Raw genomic sequence first — 17,458 nt, 5'->3', positions numbered from 1 at the left:
CGACGAGCACGACGCTGCCGCCTGATGTACCCGTTTCGGAGGGGCGGTTCACGACACCAGCTCCGGGTCGCTCAGATCGAGCGCCGCGCTGAGCCGCTCGACAAGCTCTTCCCATGCAAAACGGGCGACCAGGCCGCGCAGCACGAGCACTTCAGGCACGCACTCGCTGTGGTCCACGGCGAGCGCATCCAGCGCCCGTTGCAGGCCGAAGGCGTGGCCAAGCCGCGCCAGCCGCAGCAGTTCCTGCGCCTGCTCCGCCGGCAAGGGTGTGGCACTGTCGGCCGGCGCCGCCTCGGAGGGCGCCCAGCTCGGCAAGGCGAGTTCGGCCACCCACTCCAGTTCGAGGTGATGCTGCAGCACGACGAGCAGCTCGGACTCGATCACCGGCTTGTCCACAAAGCCCTGGCAACCCGCCGCCTCCAGCTTGTCGATCTGGTTCTCGAACGCATTCGCCGAGACCATGATGATCGGCAGGTCGCCGAGGCCATGCGCACGGATGACACGTGCGGTCTCCCAGCCGTCCATGCCGTCCATCGAGATGTCCATGAGCACCGCGTCGGGTGTCGAGCGCAGCACGCTCTCCAGGCACTCGCGGCCGCTGGCGGCCTCGCGGATGCGAAAGCCCAGTGGCAGCAGCATCCCGGCGAGCATCTGGCGTTGTATGGGATGGTCGTCGACGATGAGCAGCGTGCGCCGTTCGCCGATGTAGCCGCTGACCGGACGATGCGCTGCGGCGCGGGCACGCGCAGGCTCGGACGTTTCGCTGAGGTACAGGCGCGCGGTGAAGGTGCTGCCTTCGCCCGGCACGCTGCGCACCGTCAGCTCGCCGCCCATCAGCTGGGTCAGCAGGTGCGTGATCGTGAGGCCCAGGCCGGTACCGGGCTCGCCCGTGCGCCGGCCGGCGCTGCCGCGCTCGAAGGGCAAAAAGATGCGCTCCAGGTCCTGCGGCGCGATGCCGATGCCGGTGTCGATGACGTCGAAGCGCGCCACCTCGCGGGTGTGGTCCAGCAGCAGCGTGACGCTGCCCGAGTCGGTGAAGCGCACGGCGTTGCCGAGCAGGTTGATGAGGATCTGGCGCAGCCGGCGTGCGTCTGCCCGCACATAGGTCGGCACGCGGCCGAGCGTGCGCAACTCGAACACCAGGCCCTTGCTAGCTGCCTGCGGAGCGACCATGCGCACCACATCATCAAGGAAGTCGCGCATCGGCAGTGGCGCGATGTCCAGCCGCAGCTTGCCGGCCTCGATGCGCGCCAGGTCGAGCAGGCCGTCGATCAAGCCGTGCAGGTGCTCGCCGCTGTGGTGGATGGTGTCGACCGCCGCCCGCTGCGCACCGCTGATCTTGTCGTCCTTCAACAAGATCTGCGCGTAGCCCAGGATGCCGTTCAGCGGCGTGCGCAGTTCGTGCGTCATGCCGGTGACGTAGCGCGTCTTGGCCTGGTTGGCGGCTTCCGCCAGCTCCTTGGCGGCCTGCAGCGCGGCGTCGGTGCGTCGGTGCGCGCTGATCTCACGCACCAGCAGTTCGTTGTGGCGGTTGGACTCGTCCTCCGCCATGCGTCGGCTCTCGCTGCCGAGCACCATCCACCAGGCACCCACGGCCGCCGCCAGCGACAGCAGCGCAAAGGCCTTGAGCAGCGGGTCACGCAGCAGCAGATGCTCGGCGCTGTGCAGGGCCCCCTGCTGTTCGTAGACCACGCCGAGGATGACGGCGAAGAGGGCCACCAGCGACAGCGCCACCACCAGATAGTGCGCAACGCGGAAGTTGACGCGCCGGCTCAGGCTCTGGGGCAGCACGGAGCTGAGCACGGCATGCACCTGCTCGGCGGCGCGCGAATCTGTCTTGCAGCGGTCGTGGCAGCGCGACTCCAGCGTGCAGCACAGCGAGCAGATCGGTGCGGCGTAGGCGGGGCAGTGCGCCATGTCTTCCGACTCGAACGCGTTCTCGCAGACCGAGCAGTTGACGAGTTGGCCCGGCTTCCAGGTCGCGAGGTTGGGCCGCGCCTCGTAGAACCGCCCGCGTGTCCACCAGGCCAGCAGCGGCGACGCGGTCATGGATGTGAACAGCGCGATGAACGGCGCAAACGCCTTGGCCGTCGGCCCGAACGCGCCGACATAGGCGGTCATGCCGAGCACGGCGGCGACCAGCATCGCGCCGAGGCCGACGGGGTTGATGTCGTAGAGATGCGCGCGCTTGAACTCGATGTGCGGCGGGCTCAAGCCCAGCGGCTTGTTGATGACGAGGTCGGCCACGAGCGCGCCGACCCAGGCGATCGCCACGTTGCTGTAGAGGCCCAGCACGCCTTCCAGCGCCTCGAAGACGCCGAGCGTCATCAGCAGCACCGAGATCAGTACGTTGAACACCAGCCAGACCACGCGCCCGGGGTGGCTGTGCGTGAGCCGCGCGAAGAAGTTCGACCAGGCGAGCGACCCGGCGTAGGCGTTGGTCAGGTTGATCTTGACCTGCGAGACGACGATGAACAGCGTGGTGACGCCCAGCACCCAGGCCGGCGAGTCGAACACGTAGCCGAAGCCGGCGAGGTACATCTGCGTCGGTTGCACGGCCTTGTCGACGGTGATCTCGTGCTGCAGCGCCAGGAAGGCCAGGAAGGCGCCGCCCAGCATCTTCAGCATGCCGGGCAACACCCAGCCCGGCCCGGCCACGAGCACGGCCCACCACCAGCGGCTGCGGTTTGCGGCGGTCTTCTCGGGCAGGAAGCGCAGGTAGTCGACCTGCTCGCCGATCTGCACGACGAGCGAGAAGGCCACCGTGGCGGCAGCGCCGAACATCACCGCGTCAAAGCCGTTGCTGTGCGAGACGCCGCCCACCAGCGTCGTGAAGTCGGCATAGGCCTCCGGTCGCTTGAGCAGGACGGCCAGGTAGGGCAGCAAGAGCAGCAGCAGCCAGACCGGTTGCGTCCACCACTGCAGGCGCTGGATCAGCGTCACGCCGTGCATCACCAGCGGCACGACGCACAGTGACGAGACGAGGTAGCACACAGCAATCGGCCAGCCGAAATAGAGCTGCAGCGCGAGCGCGAGGATGGCCGCCTCGAGGGCGAAGAAGATGAAGGTGAACGAGGCGTAGACGAGCGAGGTGATGGTCGAGCCGAGGTAGCCGAAGCCGGCCCCGCGCGTGAGGAGGTCCATGTCGACGCCGTACTTGGCGGCGTAGTAGCTGATCGGCAGCCCCGTCAGGAAGGTGATGAGGCCGACGACGAGGATGGCCCACAGAGCGTTCGTGAAGCCGTAGCTCAGTGCGATGGCGCCGCCGATGGCCTCCAGCGCGAGGAATGACGTCGCGCCGAAAGCGGCATTGGCGACGCGGAACTCGCTCCACTTGCGAAAGCTGCGCGGCGTGTAACGCAGCGCGTAGTCCTCCATGGACTCGTTGGCGACCCAGGAGTTGTATTCACGTCGGATGCGAAAGATGCGCTGGGGCTGCGAGGACACGTAACAGGATCTCCCGTTCAGGCAATGAAGCCGGAACAGGAGATCTAGCAAGAACTGTGCGCCGCCCGGGTAACAGGCGGGCAGCCAGTGTGATGGGCAGCGTGCGCACAGGCACTACGTCGATTGACGTATTCGCCAAGCCGGGACCGGCTCGCAAGATGCACATCAGTCCGACGCCAGTGCACCGTTTTGAACGTGATGGCTTTCGGCGCAACGCTTGCCTCACCACCTGCCTGGAGCCTCCAACATGTCCCGTGACAACGATCCCTCCGCACCCGACTCCAACCGCCGCCGCCTGTTGCAGGGCGCTGCGGCCCTGCCGATGTTGGGCATCGGGGGCCTGAGCTTCGGCCAGCCGACCGCCTCGGTGAACACGACCAAACTCGCCGTCACCGACACCGAAGTCACCGTGGGGCAGCTGCACTCGTCGACCGGCACGATGGCGATCTCGGAGACGGGCTCGATCCAGGCCGAACAGCTCGCCATCGACGAGATCAACGCCATGGGCGGCATCCTCGGCCGCAAGATCAAGGTCATCAAGGAAGACGGCGCCTCCGACTGGCCCACCTTCGCCGAGAAGTCCAAGAAGCTGCTGATCAACGACCACTGCGCCGCCGTGTTCGGCTGCTGGACCTCCGCCTCGCGCAAGGCCGTGCTGCCGGTGTTCGAGAAGGAAAACGGCCTGCTGTACTACCCGACCTTCTACGAAGGCCTGGAGCAGTCCAAGAACGTCTTCTACACGGGCCAGGAAGCGACCCAGCAGATCCTCTACAGCCTGGAGTGGGCCAAGAACGAGAAGAAGGCCAAGACCTTCTTCCTGATCGGCTCGGACTACATCTGGCCGCGCACGTCGATGAAGATCGCGCGCAAGCACATCGAGAACTTCCAGAAGGGCAAGGTCGTCGGCGAGGAGTACTACCCGCTCGGCAGCACGAACTTCGGCTCCTTGATGAACAAGATCAAGCTGCAAAAGCCCGACTGCATCTATGCCGCCGTCGTCGGCGGCTCCAACGTCGCGTTCTACAAGGCGCTCAAGGCTGCCGGCATTACGGGCGACAAGCAACTTCTCGTCACGTTGGCCGTGACGGAAGACGAGATGACCGGCGTGGGCGGTGAAAACTTCGCTGGCTTCTATTCCTCGATGAAGTATTTCCAGTCGCTCGACAACCCCAACAACAAGAAGTTTGTGGCGGCCTTCAAAGCCAAATACGGCAAGGACGCCGTGATCGGCGACGTCACCCAGGCGGGCTACCTCGGCCCCTGGCTCTGGAAGGCGGCGGTCGAGCGCGCCAAGAGCTTCGACGTCGACAAGGTGGTCGCCGCTTCGCCGGGGATCGAGCTGAAGATGGCGCCCGAGGGCTACGTCAAGCTGGACGCCAACCACCACCTGTGGAGCAAGTCGCGCATCGCGATGGGCAATGCGGACGGCACGTTCAAGATCGTCTCCGAGTCGCCGGAGCTCATCAAGCCGGACCCGTTCCCCAAGGGCTACCAGTGAGTGCACGGGCATAAACCTACTGCGCGACCCGATCTCGCGTCTGCGGTGCTCACCGTACGGGAGTACGGCTCCGCTCCTCGACGCGACCTCGGGCCGCTCGCTACGGTTTCTGTCCCGCGCTCTGCCATCGTCAACTCTTGTGCCCAGGACCTCACCATGAGCTTCGACGAACTACTGAACATCGGCCTGATGCAGGGCTTCGCAGGCCTGAGCCTGTTCGCGGTGCTGCTGCTGATGGGCCTGGGCCTGGCCATCATCTTTGGGCAGATGGGCGTCATCAACATGGCGCACGGCGAGTTCATGACCATCGGCGCCTACACGGTCTACCTGGGCTCGCACCTGACGAGCCTGTATGCACCGTCGCTGGTGCCCTTCTACTTTCCGTTCGCCATCGTGCTGGCCTTCGGCTTTGCCTTCATCGGCGGCTGGTTGGTGGAGTGGGGTCTCATCCGCCACCTCTACAAGCGCCCGCTCGACACGCTGCTCGCCACGTGGGGCGTCAGCCTGGCCATGCAGCAGTGCTTTCGCAGCTTCATCGGCCCCAAAGAGGTGAGCCCGACGCTGCCCGACTGGCTGCTCGGCTCCTGGGCGCCATCGCCGGGCCTGGACATCCCGATCAACGGCATGTTCGTGCTGGGGCTGACCACTGTCGTCACGCTCGGCGTGCTGATCGCGCTGAGCAAGAGCCGCTGGGGCCTGCGCGTGCGCGCCACGGTCAGCAACCGCGTCATGGCCAATGCGATCGGCATCAACACGATGAAGACCGACCGGCTCACCTTCGCCATCGGCTGCGGCATCGCCGGCATGGCCGGTGCCGCGTTCACCACCATCGGCTCGACCGGCCCAACCTCCGGGCAGCTCTACATCGTCGACTCCTTCCTCGTGGTGACCTTCGGCGGTGCCGCCAGCCTGCTCGGCACGGTGGTGTCGGCCTTCGGCATCGCGCAGACGCAGTCGATCTCGGAGTTCTTCCTGGCCGGCTCGATGGCCAAGGTGCTCACGCTCTCCTTGATCGTGCTGATCTTGATGCTGCGTCCGCAGGGCCTTTTCGCCAGCAAGGTGCGCCGTTGAAGGCATGCATGAATCTACTGCGCGACCCGATCTCGCACCTGCGCTCGCGACGATTCCTGCACGCCTTCAAGGCCTGAATTTCCCTGGGAGCCTCTGACATGAATGCCCTTCGAACCCTGATCAAGCGCTACCAGCTCGCGAGCGTGCTGGTACTCGCGGTGCTTCTCGCCGTCGTGCTGCCGCTGGCCCTGGACATCTTTCGCCTCAACCTGGTCGGCAAGTATTTGACCTACGCCTTCGTGGCCGTCGGGCTCGTCATGGTGTGGGGCTACGGCGGCGTGCTGAGCCTGGGGCAGGGCGTGTTCTTCGGCCTCGGCGGCTATGCGATGGCGATGTTCCTGAAGCTTGAAGCTTCGGACCCGATCACCACCAAGATCCAGTCGACGCCCGGCATCCCGGACTTCATGGACTGGAACCAGATCACTGCCTTGCCGGCGCTGTGGGTGCCGTTCAAAAGCCTGACTTTCGCGCTCTTCGCGGTGGTGGCCGCGCCGACGCTGCTGGCCTGGATCGTCAGCTTCGCGATGTTCAAGCGCCGCGTCGGCGGCGTCTACTTCGCCATCATCACGCAGGCGGTGGCGCTGATCGTCACCGTGCTGATCATCGGCCAGCAGGGCTACACCGGCGGCGTCAACGGCATGACCGACCTCAAGACCGTGCTGGGCTGGGACACGCGCACCGACCAAGCCAAATACATCCTCTACTACCTGTGCGTGGCGCTGCTGCTGGCCAGCATCCTGCTGTGTCGCTGGGTCCAGACCGGCAAGGCCGGCACGCTGCTGCTGGCGATGCGCGACAAGGAAGACCGGGTGCGCTTCTCCGGCTACGACGTCGCCAACTTCCGCATCTTCACCTTCTGCCTGGCGGCGGCGCTGTCGGGCATCGGCGGCGCGCTGTTCTCGCTGCAGGTGGGCTTCATGTCGCCGAGCTTCGTGGGCATCGTGCCGTCGGTCGAGATGGTGATCTTTGCGGCGGTCGGCGGGCGCATGAGCCTGGTGGGTGCGGTCTACGGCACCTTGCTCGTCAATGCCGGCAAGACCTTCTTCTCGGAGAGCTTCCCCGACCTCTGGCTGTTCCTGATGGCCGCCCTGTTCATCGGCGTGACGATGGCCTTCCCGATGGGGCTGGCGGGGCTGTGGGAAAGCACCGTCGTGCCGTGGTGGGCGAAGCGCCAGGGACGCAAGCAACCCGTCGCCGAGTTGCCCGTCGCAGCCGCCACTGCAACCAGTGCCACGGCGCCTGATCCCACCGGTGGCGCACGCCTGCCCGCCGGTGTCACCGGCCAGCAGGCCTGATCGCGAGAGCAAGCCATGAGCAACACCGATTTCGCCCTCGCCATCGAGGACCTGACCGTCTCCTTCGACGGCTTCAAGGCCATCGACGCGCTGACGCTGTACATCGACAAGAACGAGCTGCGCGTGATCATCGGCCCCAACGGCGCCGGCAAGACGACGCTGCTCGACCTGATCTGCGGCAAGACCAAGGCCAGCGCCGGCAGCATCAAGTTCAAGAACACCGAACTCACCAAGATGGCGGAGTTCCGGCGCGTGCACCTGGGCATTGGCCGCAAGTTCCAGACGCCGTCCATCTACGAGAACCTGACGGTGTTCCAGAACCTGGAGGTGTCCTTCCCGAAAGGCCGTTCCGTCATGGGCGCCCTGGCGTTCAAGTGCACCGACGAGGTGAAGGCGCGGGTGCAGGTCGTCGCCGAAGACATTTTCCTGTCAGACCGGCTGGACATCGAGGCCGGGCTGCTCAGCCACGGCCAGAAGCAGTGGCTGGAGATCGGCATGCTGCTGATGCAGGAGCCCGAGCTGCTGCTGCTCGACGAGCCCATCGCCGGCATGAGCGCTCGCGAACGCGAGCTCACGGCCGAGCTGCTGCAGCGCATCTGCAAGAACCGCTCGGTGATCGTCATCGAGCACGACATGGACTTCGTCAAGCGCATCGCCCACAAGGTCACCGTGATGCACCAGGGAAAGATCCTCGCCGAGGGGCCCATGGAGCAGGTGCAGGCCGATCCCAAGGTCATCGACGTCTACCTCGGCCACTGAAAGCCCACCATGACTCCCGACCCGCACCCCATGCTCAAGGTCGCCGACCTGTTCGTCGCCTACGGGCAGAGCGAAGCCCTGCACGGCATCTCCTTCGAGGGCCGCAAGAATGAGACGGTGGCCATCATGGGCCGCAACGGCATGGGCAAGACCACGCTGTTCAAGAGCCTGATGGGCGTGCTGCCGGTCAAGAGCGGCAGCATCGAAGTCGCGGGCGGCGAGGTCTCCAAGGACGAGAGCTTTCGGCGTGTCGCCAAGGGCATCGCCTATGTGCCGCAGGGCCGCATGATCTTCCCGACGCTGACGGTCGAAGAGAACATCCAGACCGGCCTGGAGAACTCCAAGACGCGCCGCATCCCGGACGAGATCTACGCGCTGTTCCCGGTGCTCTTCGACATGAAGCGCCGCAAGGGCGGCAATCTCTCCGGCGGCCAGCAGCAGCAGCTCGCCATCGCGCGCGCGCTCGTCACCGAGCCCAAGGTGCTGCTGCTCGATGAGCCGACCGAGGGCATCCAGCCGTCCATCATCAAGGACATCGCCAAGGCGCTCAACGAGATCCGCAAGCTGCGCGAGATCACGATCATCGTCTCCGAGCAGGTGCTGAGTTTTGCGATGGATGTCGCCGACCGCCTGTTCGTCATCGAGGGCGGTCGCCTCGTGCACGAGACCTCGCGCGCCGACACCGACGTGAGCCGCATCAAGCAGTACCTGTCCGTCTGAATCCGCCATCACCCAACCCGCAGGAGACGCCCCATGGCCGAAACGCTGATCAAGGTCGACCTCACCAAGTCGCCCACCGAGAACGAGAACATCCACAACCGCTGGCACCCGGACATCCCGATGGCCTGCTGGGTCAAGCCGGGTGACGACTTCATCCTCGAGACCTTCGACTGGACCGGCGGTTTCATCAAGAACAACGACAGCGCCGACGACGTGCGCGACATCGACCTGAGCACGGTGCACTACCTCTCCGGTCCCGTCGGCGTGACGGGTGCGGAGCCGGGCGATCTGCTCGTGGTCGACCTGCTCGACATCGGCGCCAAGCAGGACAGCCTGTGGGGCTTCAACGGCTTCTTCTCCAAGAAGAACGGCGGCGGCTTCCTGACCGAGCACTTCCCGCTGGCGCAGAAGTCGATCTGGGACATCGAAGGCATGTTCACGCGTTCGCGCCATGTGCCGGGCGTCAGCTACGCCGGGCTCATCCACCCGGGTCTGATCGGCTGCCTGCCCGACCCGAAGATGCTTGAGATCTGGAATACGCGCGAGCAGGCGCTGATCGATTCCGACCCCGCCACCAGCGGCCTCGCTAACCCGCCGTTTGCCGGCACCGCCCACATGGGCCGGATGACGGGCGAAGCCAAGGCCAAGGCGGCGGCCGAGGGCGCGCGCACCGTGCCGCCGCGTGAGCACGGCGGCAATTGCGACATCAAGGACCTGTCGCGCGGCGCCAAGGTGTTCTTCCCGGTCTACGTGGACGGCGCGGGCCTGTCGGTCGGTGACCTGCACTTCAGCCAGGGCGACGGCGAGATCACCTTCTGCGGTGCCATCGAGATGGCCGGCTGGGTGCACATGCGCGTCTTGCTGATCAAGGGCGGCATGGCCAAGTACGGCATCAAGAACCCGATCTTCAAGCCCAGCCCGATCACGCCGAACTACAACGACTACCTGATCTTCGAGGGCATCTCGGTCGACGAGAGCGGCAAGCAGTACTACCTCGACGTCAACGTCGCCTACCGCCAGGCCTGCTTGAACGCCATCGAGTACCTGAAGAAGTTCGGCTACTCGGGCGCGCAGGCCTATTCCATCCTCGGCACGGCGCCGGTGCAGGGCCACATCAGCGGCGTCGTCGATGTGCCCAACGCCTGCGCCACGCTGTGGCTGCCGACCCAGATCTTCGACTTCGACATCAACCCGAATGCCTCGGGGCCGACCAAGTTCCTGGACGGCTCGGTCGTGATGCCGCTGTCGCCGGACAAGGACTGAGGAGGAGCGCCCGCATGCCCACCTATGACTACGCCTGCGCCGGCTGCGGCGGCTTCGACGCGATCCGCTCGGTCAGTGCGCGAGACGAGCCGGCCGCCTGCCCGGACTGCGGCGCCGCCGCCCCGCGCGTCTTCGTCACGGCGCCGCGCCTGGCTCTGATGAGCGGCGGCACGCGCGCCGCCTTCGCCACGAACGAGCGGGCCCGCCACGAGCCCAAGACGTCGGGCGAGTACGCGCGCCTCAAGCACCCGTCCGGCTGCGGTTGCTGCGGTAGCAGTGGTAGCGGCAAACGTGGCGCGACGCTCACCGGCGCGAATGGCAACAAGGCCTTCCCAAGCAAACGGCCCTGGATGATCAGCCACTGACGGCGGGCATCACAACACTTCTTGCAACCAGGAGAGCCCCATGCACCACGGCGACATTTCAAGCAGCAAGGACACGGTGGGCGTGGCCGTCGTGAACTACAAGATGCCGCGCCTGCACAGCAAGGCGGAGGTGATCGCCAACGCGAAGCAGATCGCGGCCATGGTGGTCGGCATGAAGCAGGGTCTGCCGGGCATGGACCTGGTGATCTTTCCCGAGTACAGCACCCACGGGATCATGTACGACTCGCAGGAGATGTACGAGAACGCCGCCACGGTGCCGGGTTTCGAGACCGAGATCTTTGCCGAGGCCTGCCGCAAGGCCAAGGTCTGGGGCGTGTTCTCGCTGACCGGCGAGCGCCACGAGGAGCACCCGAACAAGGCGCCGTACAACACGCTGATCCTGATGAACGACCAGGGTGAGATCGTCCAGAAGTACCGCAAGATCATGCCGTGGGTGCCCATCGAAGGCTGGTACCCGGGCAACTGCACCTACGTGTCGGACGGCCCCAAGGGCATGAAGATCAGCCTGATCATCTGCGACGACGGCAACTACCCCGAGATCTGGCGCGACTGCGCGATGAAGGGGGCCGAACTGATCATCCGCTGCCAGGGCTATATGTACCCCGCCAAGGAGCAGCAGATCATGATCTCCAAGGCCATGGCCTTCGCCAACAACACCTACGTGGCGGTGGCCAACGCGGCCGGCTTCGACGGCGTGTACTCGTACTTCGGCCACAGCGCCATCATCGGCTTCGACGGCCGCACGCTCGGCGAATGCGGCGAGGAGGACATGGGCATCCAGTACGCGGCCCTGTCCAAGAGCCTGATCCGCGACTTTCGCAAGAACGGTCAGAGCGAGAACCACCTGTTCAAGCTGCTGCATCGCGGCTACACCGGCCTGATCAACTCCGGTGAGGGCGATCACGGCGTGGCCGCCTGCCCGTACACCTTCTACAGCGACTGGGTCAACGACCCGCAGGGCACCCGCAAGCGCGTCGAGGCCCTCACGCGCGACACCGTCGGCACCGACGAAGCGCCCATCGACGGCATCCCTAACGGGTCAACCGTCAACCAGCGCTGATGACCAGCGCGGTGCGCGCGCAAGCTGTTTCGCGCACCGCTTGGCAGCAGGCCGCCGCCGGTCGGCGGTCAACCATCGGCGTTGGATTGGCTTTCGTCCGACGCGGTGCCCGACGGCTCTGGTCTAGGCTTGCGACATGGCGAACTACATCGGCACGGCGGGTTGGTCGCTGCCCTCGGCGCATGCGGGCGCCTTCCCCGCCGAAGGCTCGCAGCTGGAGCGTTATGCGGCGGTGCTGAACGGCGTCGAGATCAACTCCTCCTTCTACCGCCCGCACCGCGCGCAGACCTATGAGCGCTGGGCCCACAGCACGCCAGCAGCCTTCCGCTTTGCGGTCAAGTTGCCGAAGACGATCTCGCATGTCGCGCGGCTGGCGGGCGCCGACGAGGCCTTGGCGCGCTTTGTCGGCGAAGCCGGCGCGCTGGGCAAGAAGTGGGCGGTGCTGCTCGTGCAGCTGCCACCGTCGTTGAGCTTCGACGCGCGCGTGGCGGGAGCCTTCTTCGACAGCGTGCATGCGGCCTTCGGCGGCGCCGTCGTTTGCGAACCCCGTCATGCAAGCTGGTTCACGCCCGAGGCCGAGCAGTTGATGACGAGCTGCGAGGTTGCCCGCGCCGCCGTCGACCCGGCCAAATGGCCTGGCGCCGACATGCCAGGCGGTCATCCCTCGGTCTTCTACTTCCGCTGGCACGGCTCGCCGCGGATGTATTGGTCAGCCTACGAAAGCGACTGGTTGACCGAGCGGGCAACCGCCTTGAAGGCGCTGCGCAAGCGCGTGCCGCGCTGGTGTGTGTTCGACAACACGGCTTCCGGTGCGGCGCTGGGCAACGCGCTTGAGCTGCGCGAATTGCTCTGACTCACCAGTTGCAGCCCTTGCCGCGCGCTGCGTCCAGCGCCAGTGGCACGACGGCGAGGATGCCGGCGCCGGCGTAGGCCTTGCGGCAGTCCTTGTTGGTGGCGTCTTCCATGGCCTGCTCCAGCTTGGATTTGCGCTCGGGCGGCGGCGGGATCAGGTCGATGAGACCGGTGCCGCGCTTGGCAGACATGTCGCCGCGCGGCAGCGACAGGTTCAGCGGCGTGCGTGCCGGCGCGCTGGCCGCAGCGGTGGGCGCGATCGACGGGATAGGCGGCGCCGGCAGGTCGGGGCCGAGGCGCGAGCCGGCGTTCGGTGAGCCGGCCGAGGCCTTGGGCGCGGCATAGGGGTTGGCGGTGGGGTTGGCGGTGGGGTCCCCGCGCGCGGGGCCGGCGGGGGCGTTGACCTGGCCGGGCAGCGCGCCCGACAGCTCGGCCAGCGTGGCCGCGCCCGGCGCGGCGGCGGCGGCTCGGGCGTTGGGTGCGGGCTGCAGTGGCGTCACGCTGCTGCCACCGTCGGCCGACTCCAGGCGGCGCGCCGGGGCGGGCAGGTCCCGCGCACCGTGCAGCTCGGTCACGGCGGCGGCGGGCACGGGCGCGCGCAGCTCGTTGGAGCGGGCCAGCGGTGTCACGGTGGCGCCGTCGGCTGTTGGCGCTTCGAGGCGTTGCACCGGCGACGGCAGCGGCGTGTCGGGCGCAAGCGAGGGCGATGCGGTGGTCGTCGCGCGCAGCTCGGCGGGGCGGGGCAGGGGCGTCGCCGCACCTTCGGCGGCCGCGGCTTCGAGCCGGCGCACGGGGGCTGGAAGTTCGGCGTCCAAGGCGAGGGTCGTTGCCGGGGAGGGCAGGGCACGCAGGTCGGCAGGGCGCGGCAGCGTGGCGGTGGCCGGCGTGGCGGGTGCAGCCTCCAGCCGGTTCACGGACGCCGGCAGGTCCGTGGGCGCGGCAGGCAAGGCCACCGGGCGGCTGGGCGTGCGCAGGTTGGCGGCGGGCTGCAGCGGTGCCACGCTGGCATCGGGCAGCGCCTCCAGGCGGCCGAGCGTTGCGGCCGGCAGCTCCGGCGTGGGCATCTGCAGCGGCGCGCTGCGCGGCGCGGGGCTCAGGTCCTGGCGCTCCACCGGGCGAAAGCCCTCGGGCAGTTCCAGGGTGGCGGTGCTGGGTGGCGCCGGTGATGGTTCTTCGGTGCGGGCGGCCTCGGGGGGCACCTGCTGCGGGTTGGGGTGACCGACTGCAGCGGCCCCCGGTTCGGCGGGTGCGGCCGGGCTGCTTTGGCGCGGCGGGGTGGCGGAGCTGGCATCGCCGGGCGCCGCGTCCGACTGGGCACCGCTGCGGCCGACCAGCTTCACGGTCAGGCTGCCCCACACGCCCTGGCCGGGCGCGGCGGTGCCGGCGGCGTTGCCGAACATCAGCACCAGCCAGACGTGCAGCAGCGCGGCCAGCAGCAGGCAACGCTGGAACTGGCGGGGGTCGGGCGGCGGGCGGCGGAGGGCTACAACGGTCACTGCGGGCGCATTGTGTGTCAGCCCAGGGCCACCCCTGTAAGAGGGCCAATGCTGATGCGGCACGAGGGACAACGCTGTCCAATGCCAAGGACTCCTCGACCTCACGGATGACCATGATTCGCTTCGCCTCTTCTTCTCGTTCGGCGCCAATGCTGAGCCGCTCCGCCCTGAGCCTGGCCGTGGCGCTGATGGCGGGTTGTGGCGGCGGCGGTTCGGCGGCGGCCGCTGTATCCGCTTCGAGCACGCCGGCCGCGCCCGTGGTGCCAGCCCCGGCGACCGCCGCCTGCACCAACGCGACAACGGTGATGCCCCACCAGAGCGGCAGCGCGCTGCCCTTCTGCGCGTCCTTGAGCGCCGACCCCGACGGCGACGGCCAGGGCAGCGAGGGCGGCAAGGCCTGCCAGATGCGAACCGGCTTCGACATCACCGCTGCGATGGGCGCCGGCTGGAACCTCGGCAACACGCTGGACGCGACCGGCCAGACCGCCGACACGCTGGCCGACGAGACGGCCTGGGGCAACCCACGCACCACGCAGGCCATCATCGACGCCATCAAGAAGGCCGGCTTCAGCTCGCTGCGGTTGCCGGTGAGCTGGGACGACCACGTCACCGGCAGCGGCTGGACGATCCACAAGGCCTGGCTGGACCGCGTCGACGAGATCACCGGCTACGCGCTCGCCGCGGGCATGACGGTCATCGTCAACATCCATCACAACGGTGACTGGGGGGCGCCGACGTTGGCGAACGAAGCCCGCGCCGCCGACGTGCTGGGCAAGCTGTGGCCGCAGATCGCGCAGCGCTTCGAGAAGTAGGGGTGCCCTCAAGAAACGGGAAATTCTGTACGTTAAGCCTGCGAGGTCTAACGGCTGCCGCGTATTGATGCGAATTGCATAAAGCTTCCCTGCGTCGGCTGTCGCCAAATGGGTTGGCAGGCCGACCATCGGGAAGTTCATCGCCTGCTGCTGATCATTGCAACAATCGCCATGGTGAACTGGCGCAGCGCTCGAGCGCTGATCCGCAAACCAGTTGTCGGAGGCAAAGATGATCGGCTGGTGGATCGTGATTTCGACCGAGACCCCTGAAGAACGCAGCCGTCATCCCGACGACCGCCGGGCGTCGATCCTGGCGATGTGGGAAGTCGGCTTGGGCGGCCTCGACTGGCTCGAACGCCTGGTAGCGTTGGCCGCTGCGCAAAAATTCCGTGGCGATGGCTACCCCAACATCTACATCGCGTCGGCTGAGGCCGTGCTTCCGCTGCTACTCGACGGACCGCCAGCGCACGACGGTGCCATGGTCATCGGTGATGACTATGTGATGCCGGCGAAATGGATCGGCAAGGTCGAGATGCACCCCGATCGCATAGCGGCATGCCCCAGCCTGCACCAGCTCACCATCGAAGCATGGGATCTCTCGTGAAGAGCCAGGCGGGCGTACACCTGAAGCCTGCAGCCAAGGCCGCCGGCTGGCCGATAAAGATTCTGCCGATAATCCGTGCCGGGCTGGCTCGTGAGATCTGGCCCCCTGCTTCACCTCCCTGAGCAGGAGCCTTTGCGGCATGACAGCGCAAGGGCTTTAGCGCCTCGGCCGTCCTGCGGCCGGGGCTCTTTTTTGGGCGCGGTCCCACTCACTTTGCAGCGAACGCCGCTCCCAGTTGCCGGGCGCGCTTGACCTCGTCGCCGTGGAGGTAGATCGATGTCGTGGTCAGGGACGCATGGCGAAGGTTGTCGCGCACGGTCGTCAACTCCGCGCCGCGTGCCAGCGCATGGGTGGCGTGTGTGTGGCGCATCCAGTGCGGGCTGGCGCGGCGCAGCTTCTCGGCCGTCGCCGGGCTTTGCTCCTGGATCACGTCGGCCACGGTAGCGAAGAACCGCTTCATGATGGACCACAACCGAGGGGCGGTTATGCCTGCCTGGCTGTCTGGCTGGAGGCTTCCCACAAGCGGTGTCGACGGCTGCCATTGCGCCCTCGTCGTCGGCAACTGTCGCTGTACCAGGTAGCGGTCCAGCGCCGCACGGGCCAGCGGTGGCAGCGAGACCTTGCCGGCCTTGCTCCCCTTGCCGACCAGGTGCAGCCATTGCTCGCCGTCTGCGTCCGCCTCGATCATCCCGAGCGTGGCGCCCACCAACTCACTGGCACGCAGGCCGGTCGCGTACGCGAAGTCAATCACGAAGCGCAGGCGCTGGGCGGCCTCCCGCTCCCAGCCATACGACCACTCCAGCCCCTCGGCAACGGTCTGGACCATGGACCACTCGCCTTCAGCAAACACCCGCGTCGCTGGCATCGCCGCCAACTTGTCTGCGCCACGTACCTTGATGCCCGCAAACGGGTTGGCCAGCACGTAGCGTTGCTGAATCAGCCAGCGGAACATTCCGCCCAGCACCGATAGCGCGTACGCCACTGAGCGCGCGGCAAGCCCGTCCGCGAAGGGTCGCCATTCGGCCGAGGGTCGCGGCCGCGGCGGACCCACCCAACGACCACGCGGCGACGGATGACGAAGAAAGGCGCGGTACGCCACTGCATCCTCGGTGGTCAGCGACGACAGTGCGCGTCCGCGCTCGACGATGGCCCAAAGAATCAGCCGCTCGGCCTCCTTTCGGTAGGCTCGCTGCGTCGCGGCCGACTCGTGCAGCGCCAGCCAGGCGTGCACCGCGTCGTAGTCATTGCTCGCGCTCAGGGTGCATGTCGCCTGCGGTGCGCGGAATGTTCCCTGCGACCCGTCAACGTCCTGCGGGACCGTCAATAGCTCCCATGGCGCGATGGCCTGCGGCGCCGCGATGGGCACCAGTGCGCGGGCGCGCTCGGTGAGCTGCGGGTGTGCTGCGAAGAAGGCTTCGATCTGCCTGGCGCTGGCAGCGCCCAGCCCCGGAACGGTCGTCCACCAGCGGCGCCGGCGTGGGATGCGCAAAGTCAACGCGGCCAGTGTCTTGATGCCCTGCGCCTGCAGCGCGCGCACGGCTCGCGGCGCGAGCCATTGCGCGATGTCGTCGCCAATCAAAGGCTCAGCTGCCACCAAGGTCGGCAGGACCTCGATGGCATGGGCGACAGCGCGCGCGTGCTTGGCCCGCTCGGAGTCCGGGTGCGTGAACAGGGCAGCCATGTCCTTGCGGTGCTTGGCCCTGGCCAGGGCGATCAACTGGCGCCGAATCGCACCGAGCATGCCCCGAGAGGATTCGCCGTCGGCCTTGCTGTGGCCCAGGTAGCGCGCGACCGCCTCGCGCGCCGACAGGCCCTCGTACCAGGCTCGCAGCGCGGCGAGCGATGCCGCGTTGGGCATGCCATCCCAGTCCTGCGGGCTGGCCGCTTCCTTCGGCGGGGACTGGCGAGTTTTCATGAAGTCCAGTTTAGGCGCCAGACGTAGCGATTGCGATAAGAAGGATTATCGCAACAGCACGATTTAAGAGCCTTCTATTGGACGCGAGCGCCACACGGCCTGTAGCGATTGCGGCGCACACACCCTAGACGGTCCGTCACAAACAAATCGAAGCAGAAAGGCCGTTGATCCCACGAGATCAGCGCAAACCCTAGACCTTCAGCGCAGTGTGAAAAATCACCCAGTTCCAGAAGGCGAACGTCACACATCTATCAGCAAAATCCACCTGCATTGAAATGAC

Annotated in this window: 15 protein-coding genes; 12 read left to right on the top strand and 3 right to left on the bottom strand. The window is 66.9% G+C overall.

All coding sequences use genetic code 11. The features are described 5' to 3' along the window. Nucleotides 1-48 precede the first annotated feature (48 nt). Nucleotides 49-3,447, bottom strand: coding sequence for an ATP-binding protein (locus ABIS05_RS13510; protein WP_348010633.1), 3,399 nt, complete (start codon nt 3,445-3,447; stop codon nt 49-51). 247 nt (nt 3,448-3,694) lie between these two features. Here ABIS05_RS13510 and urtA point away from each other — a divergent pair, with 247 nt between their 5' ends. The 9 genes from urtA to ABIS05_RS13465 all read left to right on the top strand — a co-directional run bounded on the left by urtA (nt 3,695) and on the right by ABIS05_RS13465 (nt 12,352). Continuing rightward, the gene (gene urtA, locus ABIS05_RS13505; RefSeq protein ID WP_348010632.1) at nt 3,695-4,945 is read left to right on the top strand and encodes an urea ABC transporter substrate-binding protein; all 1,251 of its coding nucleotides are present in this window, start codon (nt 3,695-3,697) and stop codon (nt 4,943-4,945) included. Between the two features lie 156 nt (nt 4,946-5,101). Beyond that, nucleotides 5,102-6,016 (top strand): urea ABC transporter permease subunit UrtB, encoded by a 915-nt coding sequence (gene urtB / locus ABIS05_RS13500; RefSeq protein ID WP_348010631.1) that lies wholly within the window; start codon nt 5,102-5,104, stop codon nt 6,014-6,016. A gap of 98 nt (nt 6,017-6,114) precedes the next feature. After that, nucleotides 6,115-7,311 carry an urea ABC transporter permease subunit UrtC gene (gene urtC, locus ABIS05_RS13495; RefSeq protein ID WP_348010630.1) on the top strand — a complete coding sequence of 399 codons (1,197 nt, stop codon included), beginning with the start codon at nt 6,115-6,117 and terminating at the stop codon, nt 7,309-7,311. 15 nt (nt 7,312-7,326) lie between these two features. Beyond that, entirely contained in the window at nt 7,327-8,070 is a 744-nt protein-coding gene (gene urtD / locus ABIS05_RS13490) for an urea ABC transporter ATP-binding protein UrtD (protein ID WP_348010629.1), read from the top strand. A 30-nt stretch (nt 8,071-8,100) separates the two neighbouring features. Next, on the top strand, nt 8,101-8,790 hold the full coding sequence (urtE, locus tag ABIS05_RS13485; protein ID WP_348010684.1) for an urea ABC transporter ATP-binding subunit UrtE: 690 nt from the start codon (nt 8,101-8,103) through the stop codon (nt 8,788-8,790). Nucleotides 8,791-8,823: 33 nt separating this feature from the next. After that, nucleotides 8,824-10,053, top strand: a complete 1,230-nt coding sequence (fmdA, locus tag ABIS05_RS13480; protein ID WP_348010628.1) for a formamidase — start codon at nt 8,824-8,826, stop codon at nt 10,051-10,053. Between the two features lie 14 nt (nt 10,054-10,067). Continuing rightward, nucleotides 10,068-10,418: a zinc ribbon domain-containing protein gene (locus tag ABIS05_RS13475; protein WP_348010627.1), complete on the top strand. Its 351-nt coding sequence runs from the start codon at nt 10,068-10,070 to the stop codon at nt 10,416-10,418. Between the two features lie 40 nt (nt 10,419-10,458). Continuing rightward, nucleotides 10,459-11,499 carry an aliphatic amidase gene (locus ABIS05_RS13470; RefSeq protein WP_348010626.1) on the top strand — a complete coding sequence of 347 codons (1,041 nt, stop codon included), beginning with the start codon at nt 10,459-10,461 and terminating at the stop codon, nt 11,497-11,499. A 136-nt stretch (nt 11,500-11,635) separates the two neighbouring features. After that, complete coding sequence (locus ABIS05_RS13465; protein WP_348010625.1) at nt 11,636-12,352, top strand: DUF72 domain-containing protein; 717 nt, start codon at nt 11,636-11,638, stop codon at nt 12,350-12,352. A 1-nt stretch (nt 12,353) separates the two neighbouring features. On the opposite strand, the gene ABIS05_RS13460 is transcribed toward ABIS05_RS13465, so the two are convergent. Beyond that, the gene (locus ABIS05_RS13460) at nt 12,354-13,847 is read right to left on the bottom strand and encodes a hypothetical protein (protein ID WP_348010624.1); all 1,494 of its coding nucleotides are present in this window, start codon (nt 13,845-13,847) and stop codon (nt 12,354-12,356) included. 149 nt (nt 13,848-13,996) lie between these two features. Here ABIS05_RS13460 and ABIS05_RS13455 point away from each other — a divergent pair, with 149 nt between their 5' ends. The 3 genes from ABIS05_RS13455 (at nt 13,997) to ABIS05_RS13445 (ending at nt 15,263) form a co-directional block, all read left to right on the top strand. Next, complete coding sequence (locus tag ABIS05_RS13455) at nt 13,997-14,659, top strand: cellulase family glycosylhydrolase (protein ID WP_348063268.1); 663 nt, start codon at nt 13,997-13,999, stop codon at nt 14,657-14,659. Between the two features lie 108 nt (nt 14,660-14,767). Next, nucleotides 14,768-14,929, top strand: coding sequence for a hypothetical protein (locus ABIS05_RS13450; protein WP_348010622.1), 162 nt, complete (start codon nt 14,768-14,770; stop codon nt 14,927-14,929). Continuing rightward, nucleotides 14,889-15,263, top strand: a complete 375-nt coding sequence (locus tag ABIS05_RS13445; RefSeq protein WP_348010621.1) for a hypothetical protein — start codon at nt 14,889-14,891, stop codon at nt 15,261-15,263. Before ABIS05_RS13450 ends, ABIS05_RS13445 begins: the two co-directional genes overlap by 41 nt. 208 nt (nt 15,264-15,471) lie before the next feature. On the opposite strand, the gene ABIS05_RS13440 is transcribed toward ABIS05_RS13445, so the two are convergent. Beyond that, nucleotides 15,472-17,178 (bottom strand): site-specific integrase, encoded by a 1,707-nt coding sequence (locus ABIS05_RS13440; protein WP_348010620.1) that lies wholly within the window; start codon nt 17,176-17,178, stop codon nt 15,472-15,474. Nucleotides 17,179-17,458 lie beyond the last annotated feature (280 nt).

Origin of the sequence: Roseateles sp. (assembly GCF_039929605.1) — a bacterium.
Classification (GTDB): domain Bacteria; phylum Pseudomonadota; class Gammaproteobacteria; order Burkholderiales; family Burkholderiaceae_C; genus Pelomonas.
This window is presented reverse-complemented; position numbering and strand designations above follow the sequence as displayed.